A 25,199-nucleotide genomic window follows, 5' to 3' on the forward strand; every position below is an offset into this window, starting at 1 on the left:
AGTACCACGATTCACCCTTCAGGTTTTGCGATAGCTGAACAACAGATGACGTGAACGGCCTACCGGCCTGGCGAAGATCCTGGCATAAAAATCGGCTTTAAGAAGCCGATGGGCTTTTTAGGATCGTCAGGCGCGATTCTCATCGTGGCGCTGGGGCATGCCCCAAACAGACGCCGGATAGATTTAAGCAAGCCAACCACACCACCCGTTAATCAGTATTGCAAAAATGGGGGCGACCATAGATTTTTTGTGCTCTCTCGGACAAAGCGAATCAACCCCCGCGCTGTGTGCGGGGGTTGTCGGAACGCTTACTGAGCTTGAATCAGTTTGCTTTCAGCGACGCCGGCGCGGCCGGTCTGGTCGTCGACGACTTGCAGGCTGTTACGCGCCTTGATGAAACCCACTTTCACTTCCTGCCAGACAAAGTAATTTTTGCCCGCTTCTGCGGTGAGTTTCAGTTCCGAATCGTTTTCTGCGGAAGATACCAAGGTCTGCTGACCGGCCGGGACCGAAAGCATCAGATAAGACTTGGCGACGGTCTGGCCTACAGGCTTGCCGTTCAGCGCCACCGGCATTTTCACGCCAGCGCCCATGCTTTCGTTGCGATACACGTAGATGTGGGCTTTATCCGGGGCCACCTGGAATGTTTTGGCCTGAGCGTCCTGGCTTTCATCCGCCATTTTTACCGAAGCACAACCACCAGTCAGAGCGGTCAGTGCCAGCAAAGCGGTGAAGGTTAACTGCTTGAACATCCTGTTTCTCCATAGTTTGATGAATGCAGAAACAATTATCGGCCGACCAGATCAAGGCTAAAGGCCACCACTCAAAATCCACTCTAACAAAACGCTCACCAATGCCAATTGGTGTGGCCAACGGAAATGAAAAAGGCGCCTTTTGGGCGCCCATTCGCAGATTGATCGTCTTGGTATTTGATTCAATCCCTCACGTACTGGCATGTAACTTGAGTCCCAAAGCCTTGATGACTTTCAGTATGGTGCCGAACTCTGGATTCCCATCACCCGACAATGCACGGTAAAGGTTTTCTCGAGAAAGCCCCGCATCGCGGGCGACCTGAGTCATGCCGCGGGCACGTGCAATGGTCCCGAGAGCTTTGGCGATGAACGCCGGATCATCCCCCGCCTCTTCCATGCAAGCGTCCAGATAATTTGCCATGTCCTCTTCGGTCTTGAAGTACTCGGCAGAGTCCCAGCGAGTGAACTGTTCGGTCATGGGTTTTGCTCCTGCCAGGATTTCGCAATAAGCCTGGCTTGTTTGATATCACGAGGTGTAGCGTTTGAGCTACACCCGCTCAATCCGGATTTCTGATCATTCGATGTTTGGTAGTCAGAGCCAACCATTAAAAATAGTCACGCCTGCAACGGCTCAACCTTCCTCGTCAGCAGTTCGACAAACGCCCGCGCCATCGCCGACTTCTGATCCTTGCGCTGCACCAGCCACACCGCCGACACCGCCGCCGGATCGAGCAGCGGGCGGTAGACCACACCGTCAATACGCATCCGCTGATAAGACGCCGGCAGCACCGAAATGCCGAGCCCTGCCGCTACCAGCCCAATGATGGTCATCGCCTCTCCGGCCTCTTGGGCGAAGTGCGGGCTGAAGCCGGCGTCCCGGGCCAGGCTGAGCAGTTGGGCGTACAAGCCACTGCCGTAGCTGCGTGGAAAAAACACGAAAGGTTCTAGGGCCAGGGCTGACAGAAACAAGCCCTCCTTGCTGCCCTCTACCAACGGGTGCTTGGAGCTAAGCACCGCGACCAGCGGTTCACGCATCAGTTCGACCACGCTAAGACAGTCCGGCAACCCGAGCGGCCGCATGATCCCGACTTCAATCGACTCGTCCACCAGCGCATCGGCCACCTGGGTGCTGCTCATTTCCCGCAGGTTCAGTTGGACCGCCGGGAAGCGCTGGCGGAAAGAGAAAATCGCCTGGGGAATGGTCGAGTTGAAGGGGGCCGACGAGGTGAAGCCGATTTTCAGCTCACCCAACTCACCCAACTGCGCCCGTCGCGCGACATCCGCTGCTTTGTCGACCTGCGCCAGCACCAGCCGCGCCTCTTGCAGAAACAGCCGACCGGCCTCGCTCAGCTCGACCCGACGATTGGTACGTTCGAACAGACGTGCTCCGACTTCCTGTTCCAGCGCCTGAATTTGCTGGCTCAGCGGCGGCTGGGAGATGCCCAGCACCTGTGCGGCGCGGCCAAAATGCAGTTCTTCGGCGACGGCGATGAAGTAGCGCAGGTGACGCAATTCCATGGAAAACCCCATTAGGTCGTAAAAGCTATCAAACAGGTCGAACAATATATTGGATTGAATCATTAGCCAGCTATATGATTTTTTCATTGCCTGACCGGCTGCGTCCTCCGAGGTCCAACGTGAAAACTGCTGTCGCCCCACTCGCCCATGAAGTTCCTCCCGCAGCGCCGGACGCTATCGCCGCTGAGCTGGCGGAAATCCACATCGAAAAAGGCACCCCGGCGTTCATGCGCACGGTGCTGGCGTTGTTCTGCGGCGGCTTCGCGACTTTCGCCCTGCTCTACTGCGTACAGCCGATGATGCCGCTGCTGTCCCACGAGTATTCCATCAACGCGGCGCAGAGCAGCCTGATCCTGTCTATCGCCACCGGCATGCTTGCCATCGGCCTGCTGATCACTGGCCCGATTTCCGACCGTATCGGGCGTAAACCGGTGATGGTGGCAGCACTGTTCGCCGCTGCGCTGTGCACCATGGCCAGTGCGATGATGCCGAGCTGGCACGGTGTGCTGCTGATGCGTGCGCTGATTGGATTGTCGTTGAGCGGTCTGGCTGCGGTTGCGATGACTTACTTGAGCGAAGAGATCCACCCACAGCACATCGGCCTCGCCATGGGTTTGTACATCGGTGGCAACGCGATTGGCGGGATGAGCGGACGCTTGATCACCGGAGTATTGATCGACTTCGTCAGCTGGCACACGGCGATGCTGGTGATCGGTGGCCTGGCGCTGATTGCCGCGGCGGTGTTCTGGAAAATCCTCCCGGAATCGCGCAACTTCCGCGCCCGCTCGCTGCACCCGCGCAGCCTGCTCGACGGTTTCACCATGCACTTTCGCGACGCCGGCCTGCCGCTGCTGTTTCTTGAAGCCTTTGTGTTGATGGGCGCGTTCGTCACGCTGTTCAACTACATCGGCTATCGCCTGCTGGCCGCGCCGTACCACATGGAACAGGCCTTCGTCGGGTTGCTGTCGGTGGTGTACCTGTCGGGCATCTACAGCTCAGCGAAAATCGGCTCGCTGGCCGACAAACTCGGTCGCCGCAAAGTGCTCTGGAGCACCATCGCGCTGATGATCGCTGGCCTCGCTTTGACGATGTTCACGCCGCTGCCGCTGGTGATCATCGGCATGCTGGTGTTCACCTTCGGCTTCTTTGGCGCCCACTCGGTGGCCAGCAGCTGGATCGGCCGCCGCGCCACCAGGGCCAAGGGGCAGGCATCGTCCTTGTACCTGTTCAGCTACTACGCCGGGGGGAGCATCGCCGGTACGGCGGGCGGCGTGTTCTGGCATATGGGCGGGTGGAACGGGATCGGGTTGTTCATCGGCTCGCTGCTGGTGATTGCACTGCTGATCGCGTTGAAGCTGGCGAAGTTGCCGCCTCTGGTTAATGTGAAGGCCTGAAGACAAAAACCTGTGGGAGCAACGCCCGGCATAAACCGGGCGTTTTTTAATTGGCTGCCGATCACTCGTGATACTGCGCCGACAATTCATGCACAGCACGCAGGAATGCACCAGCATGCTCCGGATCGACTTCCGGCGTGATGCCATGACCGAGGTTGAACACGTGGCCGCTGCCCTTGCCGTAGCTGGCGAGGATCCGGCCGACTTCAGCGCGGATGGCTTCTGGCTTGGCGTAAAGCACGGTCGGGTCCATGTTGCCTTGCAGGGCGACTTTGTTGCCGACGCGTTGACGGGCTTCACCAATGTCGCAGGTCCAGTCCAGGCCCAGTGCATCAGCGCCGGCGTCGGCGATGCTTTCCAGCCACAGACCGCCGTTCTTGGTGAACAGGATCACCGGCACCTTGCGGCCTTCGTGCTCGCGGATCAGGCCGCTGACGATTTTTTTCATGTAGACCAGGGAGAACTCCTGGTACGCCGCAGCCGACAGGTTGCCGCCCCAGGTGTCGAAGATCTGCACGGCCTGTGCACCGGCCATGATCTGGCCGTTGAGGTAGCTGGTGACCGACTGTGCGAGCTTGTCCAGCAACAGGTGCATGGCTTGCGGGTTGTCGTAGAGCATGGCCTTGGTCTTGCGGAAGTCTTTCGACGAGCCGCCTTCGACCATGTAGGTCGCCAGGGTCCACGGGCTGCCGGAGAAACCGATCAACGGCACACGGCCGTTCAGTTCGCGGCGGATGGTGCTGACCGCGTCCATCACGTAGCCCAGGTCTTTCTGTGGGTCAGGAATCGGCAGGGCTTCGATGTCGGCCAGGGTGCTGACGACTTTCCTGAAGCGCGGACCTTCACCGGTTTCGAAGTACAGGCCCTGGCCCATGGCATCGGGGATGGTCAGGATGTCGGAAAAGAGGATCGCCGCATCCAGCTGTGGATAACGGTCGAGCGGCTGCATCGTGACTTCGCAAGCGAACGCCGGGTTCATGCACAGGCTCATGAAGTCGCCGGCCTTGGCACGGCTGGCGCGGTATTCAGGCAGGTAGCGACCGGCCTGACGCATCATCCACACTGGGGTGACGTCTACGGGTTGCTTGAGCAGGGCGCGCAGGAAACGGTCGTTCTTCAGGGCAGTCATGTCGGCATCCGGAAAAAAAGTGAGGGCATTTTCTCAGAGCCGGGCGCAAAAGGCACGGCAAGAGCGGAGGCTTTTGTCTATCGGGTCAATTTGTCGCAATGAAATACGGAGTTTAGCAACACCGCGAAACAACTGTGGGAGCGAGCCTGCTCGCGAAGGGGCCGGTACATCCAACATTGATGTTGGCTGACAGACCGCTTTCGCGAGCAGGCTCGCTCCCACATTTGATCCCATTTCAAATCGAAATCGGGTTTTAAACGCCCAGGTAATCCAGGATCCCTTCCGCGGCATTACGGCCTTCGAAGATCGCCGTCACCACCAGGTCGGAACCGCGCACCATGTCGCCACCGGCGAAGATTTTCGGGTTGCTGGTCTGGTGCTTGTACTGACCTTGTTCCGGCGCCACTACGCGGCCCTGGCTGTCGGTCTGGATGCTGAACTGCTCGAACCATGGCGCCGGGCTCGGGCGGAAACCGAAGGCGATGACCACGGCGTCGGCCGGGATGATCTCTTCGGAACCCGGGATCGGTTCGGGGCTGCGACGGCCACGGGCGTCCGGTTCGCCGAGACGGGTCTCGACCACCTTCACGCCTTCGACCTTGTCTTCACCGACAATGGCGATCGGCTGGCGGTTGTAGAGGAATTTCACGCCTTCTTCCTTGGCGTTCTTCACCTCTTTGCGCGAGCCTGGCATGTTCGCTTCGTCACGACGATAAGCGCAGGTCACTGACTTGGCGCCTTGGCGGATCGAGGTCCGGTTGCAGTCCATCGCCGTGTCGCCACCGCCGAGTACCACGACCTTCTTGCCTTTCATGTCGACGAAATCTTCCGGCGACTTTTCAAAGCCCAGGTTACGGTTGACGTTGGCGATCAGGAAGTCCAGCGCGTCATACACGCCCGGCAGGTCTTCACCGGCAAAACCGCCCTTCATGTAGGTGTAGGTGCCCATGCCCATGAATACCGCATCGTATTCTTCGAGCAGTTGCTCCATGGTCACGTCCTTGCCCACCTCGGTGTTGAGGCGGAATTCGATGCCCATGCCGCTGAAGACTTCGCGACGATTGCTCAGCACGGTCTTTTCCAGCTTGAACTCGGGGATGCCGAAGGTCAGCAGGCCACCGATTTCCGGGTTCTTGTCGAACACCACCGGGGTCACGCCACCGCGCACCAGCACGTCGGCACAGCCCAGGCCAGCAGGCCCGGCACCGATGATCGCGACACGCTTGCCGGTTGGCTTGACCTTGGACATGTCCGGGCGCCAGCCCATGGCGAACGCGGTGTCGGTGATGTACTTCTCCACCGAACCGATGGTCACCGCGCCGAAGCCGTCGTTGAGGGTGCAGGCACCCTCGCACAGACGGTCCTGCGGGCACACCCGGCCGCAGACTTCCGGCAGGGTGTTGGTCTGGTGCGACAGCTCGGCGGCCTGGAGGATGTTGCCCTCGGCCACCAGTTTCAGCCAGTTGGGAATGAAGTTGTGCACCGGGCACTTCCATTCGCAATACGGGTTACCGCAACCCAGGCAGCGGTGGGCCTGGTCGGCCGACTGCTGGGGTTTGAAGGGTTCGTAGATTTCCACGAACTCTTTCTTGCGTTGACGCAACAGTTTCTTCTTCGGATCCTTGCGCCCGACCTCGATGAACTGGAAGTCATTATTCAGACGTTCAGCCATTTTAAAACCTCATCAAACTCTTCAGGCGCATATCACTGCGGATTGGCACGGGTGCTGGAAAGCAACGATTTCAGGTTGGCAGCCTTGGGCTTGACCAGCCAGAAACGGCGCAAGTAGTCATCGAGGTTTTCGGCGAGTTCACGACCCCACTCGCTGTCGGTTTCCGCGACGTACTCGTTCAGCACGTTCTGCAGGTGGCTGCGATAGGCTTCCATCGCCTCGCCGCTGATCCGCTGGATTTCCACCAGTTCGTGGTTGACCCGGTCAACAAAGGAGTTGTCCTGGTCGAGCACGTAGGCGAAACCGCCGGTCATGCCAGAGCCGAAGTTGTAACCGGTCTTGCCCAATACGCAGACGAAACCACCGGTCATGTACTCGCAGCAGTGATCGCCAGTGCCTTCCACGACGGTGTGGGCACCGGAGTTACGCACGGCGAAACGCTCGCCCGCGGTGCCGGCGGCGAACAGCTTGCCGCCGGTGGCGCCGTACAGGCAGGTGTTGCCGATGATGGCACTGTCCTGTGTCCGGTAGACGCTGCCCTTCGGAGGAACGATCACCAGCTTGCCGCCGGTCATGCCCTTGCCGACGTAGTCGTTGGCGTCACCTTCCAGGTACATGTTCAGGCCGCCGGCGTTCCACACGCCGAAACTCTGCCCGGCCGTGCCTTTGAAACGGAACGTGATCGGTGCGTTGGCCATGCCCTGGTTGCCGTGCTTGCGCGCGATTTCGCCGGAGATCCGTGCGCCGATGGAACGGTCGCAGTTGCAGATTTCCAGGGCGAACTCGGCGCCGCTCAGGTCATTGATCGCCGAGGTGGCCATAGTGACCATTTTCTCGGCCAGCAGGCCCTTGTCGAACGGCGGGTTGCGCTCCACGCCACAGAACTGCGGTTTGTCCGCCGGCACGTGGTCGCTGCCCAGCAACGGGGTCAGGTCCAGGTGATGTTGCTTGGCGGTCTGGCCTTCGAGGACTTCCAGCAGATCGGTACGGCCGATCAGCTCTTCGAGGGAGCGCACGCCCAGCTTGGCCAGCCACTCACGGGTCTCGGTGGCGACGTAGGTGAAGAAATTCACCACCATGTCGACGGTACCGATGTAGTGATCCTTGCGCAGCTTCTCGTTCTGGGTCGCGACGCCGGTGGCGCAGTTGTTCAGGTGGCAGATGCGCAGGTATTTGCAGCCCAGGGCAATCATTGGCGCGGTGCCGAAGCCGAAGCTTTCAGCGCCGAGGATCGCCGCCTTGATTACGTCGAGGCCGGTTTTCAGGCCGCCGTCGGTCTGTACCCGGACCTTGCCGCGCAGGTCGTTGCCGCGCAGGGTCTGGTGGGTTTCGGCCAGGCCCAGCTCCCACGGAGCGCCCGCGTATTTGATCGAGGTCAGCGGCGATGCACCGGTGCCGCCGTCGTAGCCGGAGATGGTGATCAAGTCCGCGTAGGCCTTGGCCACACCGGCAGCGATGGTGCCGACGCCCGCTTCCGCTACCAGCTTCACCGAGACCAGCGCCTGCGGGTTGACCTGTTTCAGGTCGAAAATCAGCTGCGACAAGTCTTCGATCGAGTAGATGTCGTGGTGCGGCGGTGGCGAAATCAGGGTGACGCCCGGTACTGCATAACGCAGCTTGGCGATCAGACCGTTGACCTTGCCGCCCGGCAGCTGACCACCTTCGCCAGGCTTGGCGCCTTGGGCGACCTTGATCTGTAGCACTTCAGCGTTGACCAGGTATTCCGGGGTTACACCGAAACGGCCGGTCGCCACTTGCTTGATTTTCGAGCTCTTGATGGTGCCGTAGCGCGCCGGGTCTTCGCCGCCTTCGCCGGAGTTGGAACGCGCACCGAGGCGGTTCATGGCTTCGGCCAGGGCTTCGTGAGCTTCCGGCGACAGGGCGCCCAGCGAGATGCCGGCGGAGTCGAAGCGCTTGAGCACCGATTCCAGCGGCTCGATTTCGCTCATATCCAATGGAGTATCGAGTGTTTTGACTTTCAGCAGGTCGCGGATCATCGACACAGGGCGGTTGTCCACCAGCGACGTGTATTCCTTGAACTTGCTGTAGTCGCCCTGCTGCACAGCGGCCTGCAGTGTGTTGACCACGTCCGGGTTGTACGCGTGATATTCGCCACCGTGGACGAACTTCAGCAGGCCACCTTGCTGGATCGGCTTGCGCGGACTCCAGGCTTCAGTGGCCAAGGCTTTCTGCTCGGCTTCGATGTCGACGAAACGCGCACCCTTGATACGGCTCGGCACGCCACGGAAGCTCAGGTTGCAGACTTCCTCGGACAGGCCGATGGCTTCGAACAACTGCGCACCACGGTACGAAGTGATGGTCGAGATGCCCATCTTCGACAGGATCTTGAGCAAGCCTTTGGTGATGCCTTTACGGTAGTTCTTGAACACCTCGTAGAGGTCGCCCAGGACTTCACCGGTACGGATCAGGTCACCCAGCACTTCATAGGCCAGGAACGGGTAAACGGCAGAGGCGCCGAAACCGATCAACACGGCGAAGTGATGCGGATCGCGAGCGGTCGCGGTTTCCACCAGGATGTTGGAGTCGCAACGCAGGCCTTTTTCGGTCAGGCGGTGGTGCACCGCGCCAGTAGCCAGGGACGCGTGGATCGGCAGCTTGCCCGGGGCAATGTGACGGTCACTCAGCACGACCTGAGTACGGCCCGAGCGTACGGCTTCTTCAGCCTGATCGGCAACGTTGCGGATCGCAGCTTCCAGGCCGACGCTTTCGTCGTAGTTCAGATCGATGATCGCGCGCTCGAAGCCCGGACGATCGAGGTTCATCAGCGAGCGCCACTTGGCCGGGGAAATGACCGGCGAGCTGAGGATCACGCGCGAAGCGTGTTCCGGCGACTCCTGGAAAATGTTGCGCTCGGCACCGAGGCAGATTTCCAGCGACATGACGATGGCTTCACGCAGCGGGTCGATCGGCGGGTTGGTCACCTGGGCGAACTGCTGGCGGAAATAGTCGTACGGCGTGCGCACACGCTGGGACAGCACGGCCATCGGCGTATCGTCGCCCATCGAGCCCACGGCTTCGTAGCCCTGTTCGCCCAGTGGACGCAGCACCTGGTCGCGCTCTTCGAACGTGACCTGGTACATCTTCATGTATTGCTTGAGCTGATCGACGTCGTAGAACGCCGAACCGTGGTCGTTGTCTTCCATGGTCGCCTGAATGCGCAGGGCATTCTTGCGCAGCCATTGCTTGTACGGATGACGGGACTTCAGGCGGTTGTCGATCGCATCGGTGTCGAGGATCTGACCGGTTTCGGTGTCCACGGCAAAGATCTGGCCCGGGCCCACACGGCCCTTGGCGATCACGTCTTCAGGCTGGTAGTTCCAGACACCGATTTCCGAGGCCAGGGTGATGAAACCGTTCTTGGTGGTGACCCAACGCGCCGGACGCAGACCGTTACGGTCGAGCAGGCACACCGCGTAGCGACCGTCGGTCATTACCACGCCGGCCGGGCCGTCCCACGGTTCCATGTGCATCGAGTTGTATTCGTAGAACGCACGCAGGTCCGGGTCCATGGTCTCGACGTTCTGCCACGCAGGCGGAATGATCATCCGCACGCCACGGAACAGGTCGATGCCACCGGTGACCATCAGCTCGAGCATGTTGTCCATGCTCGAGGAGTCGGAACCGACGCGGTTGACCAGCGGGCCGAGTTCTTCCAGGTCCATCAGATCGTTGGTGAACTTGGTGCGACGGGCCACGGCCCAGTTGCGGTTGCCGGTGATGGTGTTGATCTCGCCGTTGTGCGCCAGGAAGCGGAACGGTTGGGCCAGCGGCCATTTCGGCAGGGTGTTGGTGGAGAAGCGCTGGTGGAACACGCAAATCGAAGTTTGCAGGCGCTCATCGCTCAGGTCTGGATAGAAGGCGGTCAAGTCCGCCGGCATCATCAGGCCTTTGTAAATGATGGTCTTGTGCGAAAAGCTGCAGACGTAGTGGTCGGTGTCAGCGGCGTTGGCCACGGACGAGCGACGACGGGAGGTGAACAGCTTGACGGCCATGTCCTGATCGCTCAGGCCTTCACCGCCGATGAACACTTGCTCGATCTGCGGCAGGCGCTCAAGGGCCAGGCGGCCGAGAACGCTGGTGTCGATCGGCACTTTGCGCCAGCCGACCAGTTGCAGGCCAGCGGCCAGGATCTCGCGGTTCATGTTCTCGCGAGCGGCTTCGGCTTTGACCGGGTCCTGGTTGAAGAAGACCATGCCCACGGCGTATTGCTTGGGCATTTCGACGCCGAAGGTTTCCTGGGCGATGGCTCGCAGGAACACGTCCGGCTTTTGAATCAGCAGACCGCAACCGTCACCGGTCTTGCCGTCGGCATTAATCCCACCGCGGTGGGTCATGCAGGTCAGGGCCTCGATGGCCGTTTGCAAAAGGGTATGACTGGGCTCGCCCTGCATATGGGCTATCAGGCCGAAACCGCAGTTATCCTTGAATTCATCTGGTTGGTACAGACCTGCTTTCATAGACACTTTCTCACCAGGCTGCCTCTGATCGAGGCAAATTTCTTTTCAATTCAACCACTTGCCATCCACGCCGAACGCACGCCAGCTTTGCGGGGGCAAAAGGGAGGTCATTGTACACACCGACACTTAGCCTCACAAATTTGACGACGAAATGTCGCAAATCTATGTCGCATTTGTGAAAGGTTTAAAGCGATCTGCTGTGCTAGTCAAAACTTTTTTTAATTTTGACCGCAACGACTCAAAGACTACTGTGACGCAGACACCACAAGGCACGCAGTCTGTAGAGACGGCGCGCACTTGTAGAAATTTTGAGGTGCTTGGAGAGGCGGCCTGGGTAAGGCCGCCGAATCTTCAGCGAGTTGTTGCCAGTTCCTGTTGGACGCTGGCGACAGTGCGAGGCCAAGGTTTACCAGCCTGAACCTTCGCTGGCAAGGCCTTGATGGCGGAAACGGCTGCATCACGATTGGCGAAGTTGCCGTAGGTGATCACGTAAAGCGGCTTGCCGTTGAGGACTTTCTTGAAGTAACGGTACTCGCCGCCCTGCTCCTTGACGAAGTTTTGTGCGGACGCTTCGGAGCTGGTGCCGAGGATCTGCACCACGTAGTTGCCCGGTGCTTGCCCTGCGTACCAGGTGCCGCCAGCCGCCTTGGCCACCGGGGCTGGTTTCTCTGCAGGCTTGGCCGCAGCAGCAACGGCTGGCTTGGCCGGTGCTGGAGCAGGTTTAGCCACTGGAGCAGGCGCTGGCTTGGCACTGGCGACCTGAGTCGGCGCAGGGGTAGGCTTGGCGGCTGGCGTCGGCGCAGGACCGGCAGGAACACCCACAGGCGGCGCGGTTGTGGTGACGGTCGGCGGCGTAGCGCTGGAACCTTCGACCGGCACGCCATCGTCGCCTTCGGTGATGCCGCCTGCGGCTTCAGCCAGCGGACCTCGCATGACTGGCTGCGAATTGCCGACCAACGGCAATGGCATCGGCTGCGTGTTGCCGGCGAATTCGACGGCTGGAGCACCGCCACTATTCGCTGTTGGCTGGCCCTGACCAAGCGGCAGTTGCGCCTGTTCGTTGGCCGGTGTACCCGTGGTCGGTGCCTTGTTGCGACCCGGCATCAACCAGGCGGCAGCTACCGCGACCACGACCACGGCGGAAATCGCCAATACGTGTTTCTTCGGCATATTGAACCCCATTTTTGGACGCTTGACCGCTGAGCGGCTGGCGATCATGGCTTCGATCATTGCATCGCGGGCGACCTGATTGATGCTGCCAGGCCAACCTTCGGAGCTTTCGTGAATATCAGAGATCTGATCTGCGGTGAAAAGTTCGATACCGCGACCAGCGCCTTCAAGCCGCTGCTCCAGATATTCGCGAGTTTCTTCTTCGGTGTAGGGCTGTAGTTCGATGACGTGGAAACGCTCTTCCTCGAGATGCAAAGCCTCAAGCTGAGCAATCAGCGAGGTTTCACCGAACAGGAACACATGCGGGCGGCCTTCAGGCGCGCCGGCAGCGAGGATCATCAGCGCCTCAAGGGCGGACTCGTCCAGTTGTTCGGCGTCATCGACCAGCAGATAGACTTCCTGCCCGGTCAGTGCAAGCTGCACCACTTGGGCCAGAATAGCGTCGGCATCAGCCTGGGCAACGTTCAGCGCCTGGGCCACCTGACGCAACACTCCGGCCGCATCGCCGGCGCCACGGGCGGACACCACCAGACTTTGTACCGATTGCTTGTTGGTACTGGCGACCAGGGCCTGGCGCAACAGGGTCTTGCCACTGCCCTCAGGACCGGTGACCACCAGCAGTAACTGGCTGTAACGCGCCAGGTGATGCAGTTGTCCCAGCACGGGTTTGCGCTGGGCCGGGAAAAACTTGAAGCCAGGCACCCGAGGAGCAAAAGGGTCATGACTCAACTGGTAATGGCCGAGGAAAGCCTCGTCGGCATGCAAACTAGTCATTGTGTTCTTATTAACCTTTAAGCTGGGCCAGGGCGCGGTAGTCTGCCCCCAGCGTGGCCTGTAGAACCTCTTTCGGATAATCGTCGGTCACCACCGCTTCACCCATGTGGCGCAGTAGCACCAGGCGCAAACGACCGTCGATCACTTTTTTATCAATGGACATGTGTTCGAGGAAATCGGCTTCTGTCATCTCTTCTGGCGGTATGACCGGCAGCCCCGCACGCTGGAACAGGCGAATGCCGCGATCGCGCTCTTGCTCGCTGATCCAGCCCAGTCGCGCGGACATTTCCAGCGCCATTACGGTGCCAGCAGCCACTGCTTCACCATGAAGCCATACACCATAGCCCATGTGGGTTTCGATGGCGTGGCCAAAAGTGTGGCCCAGGTTCAACGTGGCACGAACGCCCGTCTCCTTCTCATCGGCACCGACCACCGCTGCCTTGGCCGCGCAGGAGCGCTCGATGGCATAAGTCAGGGCTTGTTGATCCAGATTGCGCAGACGGTCGACGTTGTCTTCGAGCCAGGTCAGGAACGGCTCATCGCAGATCAGCCCGTACTTGATGACTTCGGCCAACCCGGCGGACAGCTCGCGCGCCGGCAGGGTATTGAGGCTGGCGGTATCGATCAGCACCACGTTCGGCTGATAGAAGGCGCCGACCATGTTCTTGCCCAGCGGATGGTTGATCCCGGTCTTGCCGCCCACCGAAGAGTCGACTTGCGACAACAGTGTGGTCGGAACCTGAATGAAATCGACGCCGCGCTGGTAGCAGGCGGCGGCAAAGCCGGCCATGTCACCGATCACACCGCCACCGAGGGCGATCACTGTGGTGCGGCGGTCATGCCGGGCGGTCAGCAGGCCGTCGAAAATCAGTTGCAGGGTTTGCCAGGTCTTGAAGGCCTCGCCGTCGGGCAGCACCACGGAAATCACCGAGAACTGCGCCAGGCTGCGGGTCAGACGCTCGAGATAGAGCGGCGCAACAGTCTCGTTGGAGATGATCGCTACTTGCCGTCCGCGAATGTGCGGGGCCAGCAGCTCAGGCTGATCCAATAAACCTTCGCCAATATGAATCGGGTAGCTGCGCTCGCCTAGATCGACCTTGAGTGTCTGCATGTGTCCCCACAGTGAAGATGAATCAGGCATCCTGCCCTGAGTTTACGGATATCCACGGCCTCTGCTGGTGTGACGCCGTTCGCAAGCCATCCGCCACAACCTTGAGCGGTCATGGCGCGACGTCGAGGATAGCGCATTTCGCGCGGCGCTTTAACGGGGTGGCAACTGCTGCAAGCGCTCTAGAATGTCGAGTACGACCATTCGTGGCGGTCGCTCATCGGTTTCGACCACCAGGTCGGCAATTTCCCGATAAAGCGGATCGCGGATCGCCAACAGATCCCGAAGGGTCTTGGCCGGATCGGCAGTACGCAATAATGGCCGATTGCGGTCGCGGGCCGTGCGGCCGACCTGCTGTTCGACAGACGCATGCAGATAAACCACCCGCCCACCGGCATGCAGTGCCCGGCGATTGGCTTCGCGCATGACCGCGCCCCCGCCTGTCGCCAGCACCACACCGTCGTAATCGCACAGCTCGGCAATCATTGCCTGCTCGCGATCGCGAAAGCCCGGTTCGCCTTCTTTATCGAAGATCCAAGGGATATTGGCGCCCGTGCGCAATTCAATTTCCTTATCGGAATCTTTGAATGGCAGGCGCAGCTCTTTGGCCAGCAACCGGCCGATGGTGCTTTTTCCAGCACCCATCGGTCCAACAAGAATCAAATTTCGCACAGAATCAATGACTCACAGCAATCGCCTGGTTATTCATGATACGCGGAGTGAGGAATACCAACAGCTCGGATTTTTTCTCCGAAACCACATCACGCCGGAAAAGGCGGCCAAGATACGGCACATCGCCAAGAAATGGCACCTTATCTACGACCTTGCTCTGAGTATTTGAGAAAACACCGCCAATGACGATGGTCTCGCCATCGTTGACCAGGACCTTGGCGTTGACTTCGTTTTTCTTGATGGGCGGCACATCCTGGACCTTGTTCAGGAAGTCCGGTTCGTCCTTGGTCACCTTGACCTCCATGATGATCCGGTTGTCGGGCGTGATCTGCGGCGTCACCTCCAGCGACAGCGAAGCCTCCTTGAACGACACCGAAGTCGCGCCACTGGAACTGGCTTCCTGATAGGGAATCTCGGTGCCTTTGAGGATTTTGGCGGTTTCCTTGTCTGACGTGACCACCTTGGGTTGCGAGACGATTTCCCCGTTGCCGGTTTTCTCCATGGCTGTCAGTTCCAGGTCCAGCAGGACGTTATCGGTGATGAACGCGATGCCGATTCCCGAGGTGTTATTGACCGCGCCCATGTCGACGAACGGTGAATTGGTGCTGGTACTGCCGGGCGTGCCAATGGTTGACGACCCATTGACCCCGTTACTGACACCGGAGGTGTTCCAGTTGCCCTTGTTCTGTATCGAACCGCCCCAGCGCACCCCGAGACTTTTGTCATAGTCGACGTTGGCTTCGACAATGCGCGCCTCGATCATGACTTGACGCACAGGGATATCCAGTTGCGTGACAATCCTGCGCAACTCATCAAGCCGGTCCTGGGTCTGGTAGGCAATGATGTTGTTGGTGCGCTCATCGACGGTGATAGACCCCCGTTCGTCGGATTTCGCTTCGGCACTGGTCACCGACTGGAAGAGCTTGGCGATGTCCGCCGCCTTGGCGTAGTTGACCTGCAACAGCTCCCGACGCAATGGCGCCAGATCGGCAATCTGCTTCTGTGATTCCAGCTCCTGGCGCTCACGAGCAGCAATTTCATCGGCCGGCGCAACAAGCAGGACATTGCCGACCTTGCGCTTATCCAGCCCCTTGGTTTTCAGCACCAGATCCAGCGCCTGGTCCCACGGCACGTTCTGCAAGCGCAAAGTGATGCCACCCTGCACCGTGTCGCTGGCCACCAGATTGAGGTTGGTGAAATCAGCGATCAGTTGCAGCACCGAACGTACATCGATGTCCTGGAAATTCAGCGAAAGCTTCTCGCCGCTGTAGGCGTGTTGCCCGGCATTGCGCTTTTGCGGGTCGTCGACCGTCGCCGGGCGAACGCTGACCGTGAGCTTGCTGTCGGTCTGATAGGTCGAGTAATCGAACCTGCCACCGGGCTCAATGCTGATGGTGGCTCGATCGCCGCTGGCGCTGGCATTGACGAACTGCACTGGCGTGGCGAAATCCTTCACATCCAGACGCACGCGCAACGGCTCGGGCAATCGGGTTTTGGCAAATCCGACGATGATCTTGCCCTCGCGCTCTTGTATGTCGGGCGCCATCGATGGATCCGACAAGTCGATCACCACGTTGCCTTCACCCTGGGTTCCCCGCTGGAAATCCACACCGCGGATGGCCTTGCCTGCCGGCGCAGCGGCTCGTGCCGGAACTGGCATTGCTGCTGTAGCCGCCGGCCTGGATGTCGACGGCTTGACACCCTGCCCGACAACTACCAGCAAATTGTTGCCTTCAATTCGCGAGTCGTATGGGGCCGGCTGGGTCAGGTTGATGATCAATCGTGTACGGTCACGGGCTTCCACTACCGTTGCACTACGGGCATTTCCACTGCCGAGATCGCGAGTCTTGCTGGCCAGCTGACTGGCGACACCCGGCAAATCCAGGGCAATCCGGGCCGGCGACTCCGTTGTGTAGCCGTGGGGCACCGGGGGCGGCTCATCGAACGTCAACTTCAACTCGACACGGTCTCCCGGCAGCGTAGCGACATCCAGCGTCTTGAGATTGGCCGCTTGTACCATCGGCGACAACAGCGCTATCCATAGCGAAAGGCCGAAGGTTGAGAAAATCCGGTTCATTATTCGAGTTCCACTATGAGTGCTCTTTCAAAGGGATGGTCCGGGGACGCTCCAGCCACGCGCCCTGACCATCAGGGACAATTTCAACCACTTCGACTTGCGAGCCATTGATTGCAACGATCCGTCCGTCGTTACGCCCCAGGTAATCGCCGACTTTCATCCGATGGACCCCACCCGCCCCTCGCAGCAAGGCATAAGAGCCCGTTACATTGGAAAGGGTGCCGACCATCTCAAACTGCTCGATGTTGAAACCTTCGAGGTATTGCTTGACCCGACCAGGGTCGGGTTTGACGTTACGTGAACCCCGCCGCTGAGCCGCCAGATCAGTGCTGATCTGCGGCGAAAACGGGCTGCGCAGATTCGCCGCGTTGTAGGTGAATGTCGGGTAAGACCGGAATACCGGCGCTGGCTCAATCCTGCCCGGCCCACGCAGGCGCATTTCGTTCATGTACGCGTCCAGATCGTTGTAGTCATCGCCTGCGCCACAACCGGACAGGGCAGACAGCACCACCACTACCGAAAAACACTGCGCCGGTCTCATTGATGCTGTCCCTTGTCGTTGTAGCGGTAGGTCTTGGCGAGGATGCTCAAGCGCAGTTTCGGACCACCCTGGGGGCTGAGGGGGGCAAGGTCGAAATCGTGCAAGGTGACGATTCGCGGCAATCCGGCCACACCACTGACGAAGGTGGCCAGGTCGTGGTAATCCCCGGTGACCGTGATCTGGATCGGCAGTTCGATGTAGAACGGCTGGGCGACCTCCGGCAGCAGCTTGATCTCTTCGAACTCCAGGCCACTGCCGAGGCCCGTACGCGTGATGTCTTCCAGCAAGCCGGGCACTTCGGTGTCGCCGGGCAGTTGCCGCAACAGCACACCGAAGGCGTTCTCCATCTCCTTCAACTGCCGGGTGTAGAGATCCAGATTCGCCGCCATGCGGGCTTTGTCGGCGAACTGCTCCTTGAGTGTCGACTCTTCCTCGCGCTTGAGATCGAGCTGGCTCACAAGGTCGCGGGTGGAAAAGTTATAGCCAAAGGCCAGCACCAGAAGCACGAGCAAACCAACCACCAGAAACTTGATCGGCGGCGGCCAGGAACCCATGTTGCTGGTATCCAGCTCATTGATGTCGATCTTGCGCAGCCCTTCGAACCATTCGGATGGACTCATTTGCCCCCCTCCGGTGCTGCGGGTTGAGTCTGGCGAACGGTCAACTGGAAGACGTTGGCCGGCTCCACCTGGCCGGCAGCTGTGGCCTTGACTTCGGTCAGGCTCGGCGCATCGAACCAGTCTGATGCCTCAAGGTTGCGCATCAATTCTGAAACACGGTTGTTGGATTGCGCAGCGCCGGTGATGGACAAGGTCTTTGCGGTCATTTTCACTTCGGTGAAATACACGCCGTCAGGCAGTGCTCGCGCCAACTGGTCAAATATTCGCCCGCTGATTTGGCGATTGCCCTGCAGGTCCTGGATGATGCGCATGCGCTCGACCAGTTGCTGACGGCGCGCCTTGAGATCATTGATCTGTTTGATCCGCTCATCGACCACGGCGACTTGCTTGCCGATGTAGTCGTTACGGGCGACTTGCCGGTCGATGGCACCGCTGATGGCCTGGTTCGCGACCAGTACCGCGCCCATCGTGCCCACCATCACGGCCACCAGGACCAGCAGGAAGCGCTTGCGGCGGGCTTCACGCCGCTCCTCGCGCCAAGGTAAAAGGTTGATCCGTGCCATCAGTCGAAGCTCCTGAGGGCCAGACCACAGGCGATCATCAACGCCGGGGCATCACTCGCCAGAGCAGCACCATTGACCTTGCTGCCCAGAGTCATTTCGCAAAAAGGATTCGCAACCTGGGTCGGCGTGCCCAATTGCTGCTCGATCAAACGGTCCAGCCCCGGGATCGACGCGGTACCGCCGACCAACAGGACATGGTCGACGACGCTGTACTGGCCTGAGGCGAAGAAGAATTGCAACGAGCGCGACACCTGCTGCACCAGCGCCTCTCGAAATGGTTGCAAGACCTCACCGGCATAGTCATCCGGCAGACCGCCCTTCTTTTGCGCCAGCCCCGCCTGCTCCAGCGTCAAGCCATAGCGACGCTGGATTTCCTCGGTCAGTTGCCGACCGCCGAACAGTTGTTCGCGGGTGTAGATAATCCGCCCGTTGCGCAGCACGCTCAGGGTGGTCATGGTGGCGCCGATGTCCACCACTGCGACCGTCGAAGACTCCCCGGAAACCGCGAGACGGCTGGCCAGCAATTCGAATGAACGCTCCAGCGCGTAGGCCTCGACCTCGACCACGCGGGCGGTCAGCCCCGCCAGGGTCAGGGCTGCCTCGCGGACTTCGACGTTTTCCTTGCGGCAAGCGGCTAGCAACACGTTGACGCGATCCGGATTGCGCACGGAGGTGCCCTGGACTTCAAAGTCGATCGCGACTTCGTCCAGCGGATAAGGAATGTACTGATCAGCCTCGATCTTCAGCTGGCTTTCCATCTCGTCCTCGGAAAGACCTGCATCCATCTCGATGGTCTTGGTGATCACCGCCGAGCCTGCCACGGCCACGGCCACGCTCTTGAGGCCGGTTCTGGCCCTGATCAGCACGCGCGTGAGGGCCAACCCCACGCTTTCGAGTTCAGCGATGTTCTTTTCGATCACTGCGCCGACCGGCAATGGCTCGACCGCATAGGCTTCGACCCGGTAGCGCTCGCCCTGACGGCTCAACTCCAGAAGTTTCACCGCGGTGGAGCTGATGTCGATTCCCAAGAGCGTATTGGATTTTTTGTTGAAGAGTCCTGGCACTACCAATTCCCTATGACTTTCCGTGAGTTACGGACTCTGCAATATCCATTGCGTTCAATCCACCCGTCTTGACAGCAGCGTCAACCACGCTCCCGGTCAGAAAAATGCTTATAATGCCCAGCGTTTTTTTTCCGCATTTGCTCAAGCGCGGGTCGTTCTCATTTAGCCTGAACCCTGTTGCCCAATTCATTTTTGCCCTGGATATCCAAAAGCCTTGATTCGTCTGCTGAAGTTTTTCGGTTGGTCCATCGTCGCGGTTTTCTGCGGACTCCTTCTGGGTCTGAGCGGGGCGTACCTCTACCTTAGTCCCGGGCTGCCGTCCGTGGAGGCGCTGAGAAGCATCCAGTTGCAGATCCCTTTGCGGGTCTACAGCAGCGATAACAAGTTGATCGCAGAATTTGGCGAAATGCGCCGCACGCCGATCCGTTTCGCCGACATTCCCCCCAATTTCATCAATGCGTTACTAAGTGCTGAAGACGACAATTTCGCCAACCACTACGGCGTCGATCCGAGCAGCCTGATGCGTGCCGCGACCCAGTTGGTCAAAAGCGGACACATCCAGTCCGGCGGCAGCACGATCACCATGCAGGTGGCGAAGAACTTCTTCCTGAGCAGCGAACGCAGCTTTTCGCGCAAGACCACCGAGATCCTGCTGGCCCTGCAGATCGAACGGCAGCTGACCAAGGACGAGATCCTCGAGCTGTACGTCAACAAAATCTATCTGGGTAACCGTGCCTATGGCATCGAGGCGGCGGCGCAGGTCTATTACGGCAAATCGATCCGCGATGTCAGCCTGGCGCAGATGGCGATGATCGCCGGTCTGCCCAAGGCGCCGTCGCGCTTCAACCCGCTGGCCAACCCGGCGCGCAGCAAGGAGCGTCGCGACTGGATCCTGGGGCGCATGTACAAGCTCGGAAAAATCAGCGAGGCCGACTACACCACTGCGGTCAACGAGCCGCTGAACGCCAGCTATCACGTGCCGACTCCAGAAGTGAATGCCCCGTACATCGCCGAAATGGCCCGTGCCGAAATGGTTGGGCGTTATGGCAGCGACGCGTATACCGAAGGCTTCCGCGTCACCACCACGGTGCCGAGCAACCTCCAGGAGCTGGCCAACACCGCGGTCCACGAAGGCCTGATGACCTACGATCAGCGCCACGGCTATCGCGGACCCGAGTCGCGGCTGCCGGGCAAGACTCGCGAAGCCTGGGCCACCGAGCTGACCAAACAACGCACCATCAGCGGCCTGGAACCGGCCATCGTGACCCTGGTCGACAAGAACGGCCTGCAAGTGCTGACCCGCACCGGCCAGGAACACGTGAGCTGGGACACCATGAAATGGGCCCGCCCGTTCCTCAATACCAACAGCATGGGCGCCAATCCGAAGCAGCCTTCGGACGTGGCTCAAGTGGGCGATCTGATTCGCGTGCAGCGTCAGCCGGACAATTCGTTGAAATTCAGCCAGATCCCTCAGGCCCAGGGCGCGCTGGTGTCCCTGGACCCGCAGAACGGCGCCATTCGTTCGCTGGTCGGCGGTTTCGCCTTCGAACAGAGCAACTACAATCGCGCATTGCAGGCCAAGCGCCAGCCGGGTTCGAGCTTCAAGCCGTTCGTCTACGCCGCCGCACTGGATAGCGGCTACACCGCCTCCAGCCTGGTGAACGACGCACCGATCGTGTTCGTCGACGAGTACCTGGACAAGGTCTGGCGCCCGAAGAACGACACCAATACCTTCCTCGGCCCGATTCGCCTGCGCGAAGCGCTGTACAAGTCGCGCAACCTGGTGTCGATCCGCTTGCTGCAAGCGATGGGCGTAGGCAAGACCATCGATTACATCACTCGCTTCGGCTTCAACAAACAGGACCTGCCACCCAACCTTTCCCTGGCGCTGGGCACCGCGACCCTGACGCCTATGGAAATCGCCACCGGCTGGAGCGCCTTCGCCAACGGCGGCTACAAGATCACCCCGTACATCATCGACAAGATCGAAAGCCGCAACGGCGACACACTGTTCGTCGCCAACCCACCAAGCGTGCCTCAGGGCGGTGCTGCCAGCGATGGCATTGCCGCGCCAACCGCCCCTCAAGCCTTCACAGTCAACGCAACGGTGAGCGAAGCCCCAGGCACTACGTCGACGCCACAAGCACCCGCCGTGGCTGAACGCATCATTGACGGGCGCACCACGTACATCCTCAACAGCATGCTTGAGGACGTGATCAAGCTCGGCACCGGTCGCCGCGCACTGGCCCTGGGCCGCCCGGACATTGCCGGCAAGACCGGCACGACCAACGAATCCAAGGACGCCTGGTTCTCCGGTTACAACGCCGATTACGTGACGACCGTGTGGACCGGTTTCGATCAACCGGAAAGCCTGGGCCGCAAGGAATTCGGCGGCACCGTCGCGCTGCCGATCTGGATGAACTACATGGGCCCCGCGCTCAAAGGCAAACCGCCGCATACGCAGCCGGAGCCGGAAGGCATACTCAGCCTGCGAGTCGATCCGGTCAGCGGCCGCGCGGCCAGCCCGGGCACCCCGGGGGCCTACTTCGAGCTGTTCAAGGTCGAAGATACGCCACCGTCGGGGAACGAACTGGGCAACGGCCTGGCACCTGGCAGCCCGCTGCCAGCGGATGAAGCGGCGCCGATCGATTTGTTCTGATAGCGGCAATTTGAAAAGCCCCGCCCTTGAAAGAAGTGCGGGGTTTTTTATTGCGCATCGATTTTTGTGTCGCCTGACCCGGCCTCTTCGCTGGCAAGCCAGCTCCTACAGGTACACGCAGTTCTTGTAGGAGCTGGCTTGCCAGCGAAGAGGCACCCACAGCCAATGCAAAACCTTCAGGCACAAAAAAGCCCCGACTCTCACAAGCCGGGGCTTTTCGTTGAAGCGCTACAACGGCTTAGCCGTTGAACACGTCATCCACGCTTTTCAGCGGGTAGTTCTTCGGATACGGCAGGGTCGCCACACCGGTCTCGATCGCGGCTTTGGCCACGGCATCGGAGATCAGGGTGATCAGGCGGGCATCCATTGGCTTCGGAATGATGTACTCACGACCGAATTCCAGCTTGATGCCGCCGTAGGCGTCGCACACTTCCTGAGGCACCGGCAACTTGGCCAGTTCGCGCAGGGCGTTGGCCGCAGCCACTTTCATTTCTTCGTTGATGCGCTTGGCGCGAACGTCCAGGGCACCACGGAAGATGAACGGGAAGCCCAGTACGTTGTTGACCTGGTTCGGGTAGTCGGAACGACCGGTAGCCATGATCACGTCGTTACGAGTGGCGTGCGCCAGTTCCGGGGAGATTTCCGGATCAGGGTTGGAGCAGGCGAACACGATCGGGTTAGGCGCCATCGACAGCAGGCCTTCAGCGCTCAGCAGGTTCGGACCGGACAGGCCTACAAACACGTCAGCGCCTTGCAGGGCGTCAGCCAGGGTGCGCTTGTCGGTCGCGTGAGCGAACACAGCCTTGTACTGGTTCAGGTCGTCACGGCCGGAGTGGATCACGCCGGTACGGTCGACCATGTAGATGTTTTCGATGTTGGCGCCCATGCTCACCAGCAATTTCATGCAGGAGATGGCGGCAGCGCCGGCGCCCAGGCAGACGATCTTGGCATCAGCCAGGGTTTTGCCAGCGATTTCCAGGGCGTTGATCATGCCAGCGGCGGTCACGATAGCGGTGCCGTGCTGGTCATCGTGGAATACCGGAATATCGCACTGCTCGATCAGAGCGCGTTCGATTTCAAAGCACTCTGGTGCCTTGATGTCTTCCAGGTTGATGCCACCGAAGGTGATGGAGATGCGCTTGACGGTGTCGATGAAGGCTTGCGGGCTTTCGGAGTCGACTTCGATGTCGAAAACGTCGATGCCGGCGAAGCGCTTGAACAGTACGCCTTTACCTTCCATCACTGGCTTGGAAGCCAATGGGCCGAGGTTACCCAGGCCGAGAATCGCGGTGCCATCGGAAATGACTGCAACCAGGTTGCCTTTGCCGGTGTACTTGTAGGCCAGTTCAGGATCGCGGGCGATCTCGCGGACTGGTTCGGCTACGCCCGGGCTGTAGGCCAGCGACAGGTCGCGAGCGGTAGCAGTGGCCTTGGTGAGCTCGACACTCAGCTTCCCTGGACGAGGATTGGCGTGATATTCGAGAGCGGCAGTTTTCAGATCAGACATTTTGGCATTCCGCTTTTACTGTTGGACAGACTGGTCAGCGAGGATACGCGCCTCGCAAAGTCCCCACAAGACTGACCGGTCACCCCTGTCAAGCTCCCGGCCCTACGACTTTGGACCAAGAGCCACGGAACACAAGGGATAGACTGTTCACAATCGACAGAAAAAATGTCTACAATTTTTTATCACTGTGCCGCTTGAAGCATCGCCGGATCGGTCAAGGGCAACATCCAGCGCGCCTGGCCATCCTTGAGACCGCCTTTGCGCGAGCGATCCAGCACCCAGCCGCGCGCCTCGACCTGCTTGCCCTTGAGGCTTTCCAGCGAAATCACATCGAAACGCGCCAACAGATTGGGTGCAACGCGTAATACAACAGAATCCTGTAACTCGATCCAAACCCCGCCGCGATTGCGCTGCACCTTGCTCACACGACCGCTGAGCACGGCAAAACCGGAAGTGCTGATCTGCTCCGCTTTCAGTACAGGCGACTGGCGCCACACACCGAGCCCGGCCTGTCGAGCGTTGCGCTCTGCGGCTTGCTGACAGGCGACCAGATCGACATTCGGTGCCACGGCCACCAGAAAACCCAGGCCCTCGGCGAGCATCTGCGCTTCGAGGTTGGTGCCATCGGCACCGTAGACATGGGCCAGGGTGCGGCCATAATGGTCCTTGCTTTCTTTGCCAGGCACCAACCCAACCCGCCCGTCACTCGCCGCCACCAGGGCTTCGAGGCGTTTGCGCGCGGCCACGGCGAACGGTTCGTCGGAACGGCCTTTTTTGCCCAGCTCCGGCGTGTTCAAGCCGATCATGCGCACGCTGCGGCCATCGCTCAGGCGCAGGGTGTCGCCGTCCACTACCCGCTGCACCGCGACGGGCGTCAGGCCGCTTGGCGCCGGGCAAAAGGCCTGGGCGCCAGACAGCCAAATCGCGGACATAAAAAAGGCGCCCGCCAGGGACGCCTTCTTCATCAGCATGGAAAAACCGTAGCGGCTTCCCAAGTTGATCGGCCTTAGGCCTTTTTCGCGCCGAAAGCACCGAAACGGTCGGCGAACTTCTGTACGCGACCACCGGTGTCCAGAGTCTTCTGCTTACCGGTGTAGAACGGGTGGCATTCGTTGCAAACGTCGATCGCCAGGGCTTTGCCGAAGGTCGAACGGGTTTCGAACTTGTTGCCGCAGCTGCAGGTAACAGCAACTGCCGGGTATTCTGGATGGATATCAGCTTTCATGGTGTCTTCCTCAGGCTAGCGTGCCGCCACCCAACACTATTGTTGAATACCGCACGTAATTAGGCCGCGGATTCTACCAGACAATCCTGATCACGCAAGCTGTCCCTGAAACCAGTCGTCTGCTAGGCTCCCGGCCCAATACGCGATCCCCTGTAGGAGTGAGCCTGCTCGCGATAGCGGTCTGCCAGTCGCCACTATGTTGACTGCAAGATTGCTATCGCGAGCAGGCTCACTCCTACAGGTTATATGTCACGCCCCCTATTGTTTGTTGATCGA

Annotated in this window: 19 protein-coding genes; 2 read left to right on the forward strand and 17 right to left on the reverse strand. The window is 59.9% G+C overall.

Translation table 11 applies throughout. The annotated features are described in order from the left end of the window. Positions 1 to 308: 308 nt before the first annotated feature. The 3 genes from AC1DWG_RS13030 to AC1DWG_RS13040 all read right to left on the reverse strand — a co-directional run bounded on the left by AC1DWG_RS13030 (position 309) and on the right by AC1DWG_RS13040 (position 2,270). Positions 309 to 752, reverse strand: a complete 444-nt coding sequence (locus tag AC1DWG_RS13030) for a DUF2846 domain-containing protein (protein ID WP_429489064.1) — start codon at positions 750 to 752, stop codon at positions 309 to 311. 190 nt (positions 753 to 942) lie between these two features. Next, entirely contained in the window at positions 943 to 1,230 is a 288-nt protein-coding gene (locus AC1DWG_RS13035) for an addiction module antidote protein (RefSeq protein ID WP_477763831.1), read from the reverse strand. A 137-nt stretch (positions 1,231 to 1,367) separates the two neighbouring features. Then, on the reverse strand, positions 1,368 to 2,270 hold the full coding sequence (locus tag AC1DWG_RS13040) for a LysR family transcriptional regulator (protein ID WP_477763830.1): 903 nt from the start codon (positions 2,268 to 2,270) through the stop codon (positions 1,368 to 1,370). A gap of 74 nt (positions 2,271 to 2,344) precedes the next feature. On the opposite strand from AC1DWG_RS13040, the gene AC1DWG_RS13045 reads away from it, so the two are divergent. Beyond that, a complete protein-coding gene (locus AC1DWG_RS13045) occupies positions 2,345 to 3,664 on the forward strand; it encodes an MFS transporter (protein WP_477787870.1) in 1,320 nt (439 codons plus the stop codon). Positions 3,665 to 3,725: 61 nt separating this feature from the next. Here AC1DWG_RS13045 and hemE read toward each other — a convergent pair whose 3' ends face one another. The 11 genes from hemE to AC1DWG_RS13100 all read right to left on the reverse strand — a co-directional run bounded on the left by hemE (position 3,726) and on the right by AC1DWG_RS13100 (position 19,532). After that, complete coding sequence (hemE, locus tag AC1DWG_RS13050) at positions 3,726 to 4,793, reverse strand: uroporphyrinogen decarboxylase (RefSeq protein ID WP_477787871.1); 1,068 nt, start codon at positions 4,791 to 4,793, stop codon at positions 3,726 to 3,728. A 253-nt stretch (positions 4,794 to 5,046) separates the two neighbouring features. Continuing rightward, positions 5,047 to 6,465, reverse strand: coding sequence for an FAD-dependent oxidoreductase (locus AC1DWG_RS13055; protein WP_477752169.1), 1,419 nt, complete (start codon positions 6,463 to 6,465; stop codon positions 5,047 to 5,049). 32 nt (positions 6,466 to 6,497) lie between these two features. After that, complete coding sequence (gene gltB, locus AC1DWG_RS13060; protein ID WP_477763827.1) at positions 6,498 to 10,943, reverse strand: glutamate synthase large subunit; 4,446 nt, start codon at positions 10,941 to 10,943, stop codon at positions 6,498 to 6,500. Between the two features lie 351 nt (positions 10,944 to 11,294). Then, positions 11,295 to 12,887, reverse strand: coding sequence for an ExeA family protein (locus AC1DWG_RS13065; RefSeq protein ID WP_477752171.1), 1,593 nt, complete (start codon positions 12,885 to 12,887; stop codon positions 11,295 to 11,297). Positions 12,888 to 12,897: 10 nt separating this feature from the next. Next, on the reverse strand, positions 12,898 to 13,998 hold the full coding sequence (aroB, locus tag AC1DWG_RS13070; protein ID WP_477787872.1) for a 3-dehydroquinate synthase: 1,101 nt from the start codon (positions 13,996 to 13,998) through the stop codon (positions 12,898 to 12,900). Positions 13,999 to 14,148: 150 nt separating this feature from the next. Beyond that, positions 14,149 to 14,667 carry a shikimate kinase AroK gene (gene aroK / locus AC1DWG_RS13075; RefSeq protein ID WP_015093141.1) on the reverse strand — a complete coding sequence of 173 codons (519 nt, stop codon included), beginning with the start codon at positions 14,665 to 14,667 and terminating at the stop codon, positions 14,149 to 14,151. A gap of 4 nt (positions 14,668 to 14,671) precedes the next feature. Next, the gene (locus AC1DWG_RS13080) at positions 14,672 to 16,744 is read right to left on the reverse strand and encodes a type IV pilus secretin PilQ (RefSeq protein WP_477763825.1); all 2,073 of its coding nucleotides are present in this window, start codon (positions 16,742 to 16,744) and stop codon (positions 14,672 to 14,674) included. A 13-nt stretch (positions 16,745 to 16,757) separates the two neighbouring features. Next, positions 16,758 to 17,285, reverse strand: coding sequence for a pilus assembly protein PilP (locus AC1DWG_RS13085; protein ID WP_477752173.1), 528 nt, complete (start codon positions 17,283 to 17,285; stop codon positions 16,758 to 16,760). Continuing rightward, on the reverse strand, positions 17,282 to 17,905 hold the full coding sequence (locus AC1DWG_RS13090; protein WP_477763824.1) for a type IV pilus inner membrane component PilO: 624 nt from the start codon (positions 17,903 to 17,905) through the stop codon (positions 17,282 to 17,284). Before AC1DWG_RS13090 ends, AC1DWG_RS13085 begins: the two co-directional genes overlap by 4 nt. After that, positions 17,902 to 18,468, reverse strand: coding sequence for a PilN domain-containing protein (locus AC1DWG_RS13095; protein ID WP_477752175.1), 567 nt, complete (start codon positions 18,466 to 18,468; stop codon positions 17,902 to 17,904). Before AC1DWG_RS13095 ends, AC1DWG_RS13090 begins: the two co-directional genes overlap by 4 nt. After that, positions 18,468 to 19,532: a pilus assembly protein PilM gene (locus AC1DWG_RS13100; protein ID WP_477787873.1), complete on the reverse strand. Its 1,065-nt coding sequence runs from the start codon at positions 19,530 to 19,532 to the stop codon at positions 18,468 to 18,470. The genes AC1DWG_RS13095 and AC1DWG_RS13100 overlap by 1 nt, the downstream gene beginning before the upstream one ends. Before the next feature lie 217 nt (positions 19,533 to 19,749). Here AC1DWG_RS13100 and AC1DWG_RS13105 point away from each other — a divergent pair, with 217 nt between their 5' ends. Further along, positions 19,750 to 22,191: a penicillin-binding protein 1A gene (locus AC1DWG_RS13105; protein WP_477763836.1), complete on the forward strand. Its 2,442-nt coding sequence runs from the start codon at positions 19,750 to 19,752 to the stop codon at positions 22,189 to 22,191. A gap of 238 nt (positions 22,192 to 22,429) precedes the next feature. Here the strand turns inward: AC1DWG_RS13105 and AC1DWG_RS13110 are convergent, their stop codons facing one another. The 3 genes from AC1DWG_RS13110 to rpmE form a co-directional block, all read right to left on the reverse strand. Then, positions 22,430 to 23,698: a malic enzyme-like NAD(P)-binding protein gene (locus AC1DWG_RS13110; protein ID WP_053153375.1), complete on the reverse strand. Its 1,269-nt coding sequence runs from the start codon at positions 23,696 to 23,698 to the stop codon at positions 22,430 to 22,432. A 182-nt stretch (positions 23,699 to 23,880) separates the two neighbouring features. Further along, complete coding sequence (locus tag AC1DWG_RS13115; protein WP_477763823.1) at positions 23,881 to 24,669, reverse strand: thermonuclease family protein; 789 nt, start codon at positions 24,667 to 24,669, stop codon at positions 23,881 to 23,883. Between the two features lie 35 nt (positions 24,670 to 24,704). Further along, positions 24,705 to 24,923, reverse strand: coding sequence for a 50S ribosomal protein L31 (gene rpmE / locus AC1DWG_RS13120; RefSeq protein ID WP_007975586.1), 219 nt, complete (start codon positions 24,921 to 24,923; stop codon positions 24,705 to 24,707). Positions 24,924 to 25,199: the final 276 nt, after the last annotated feature.

Source organism: Pseudomonas sp. P4_B3 (assembly GCF_056402295.1).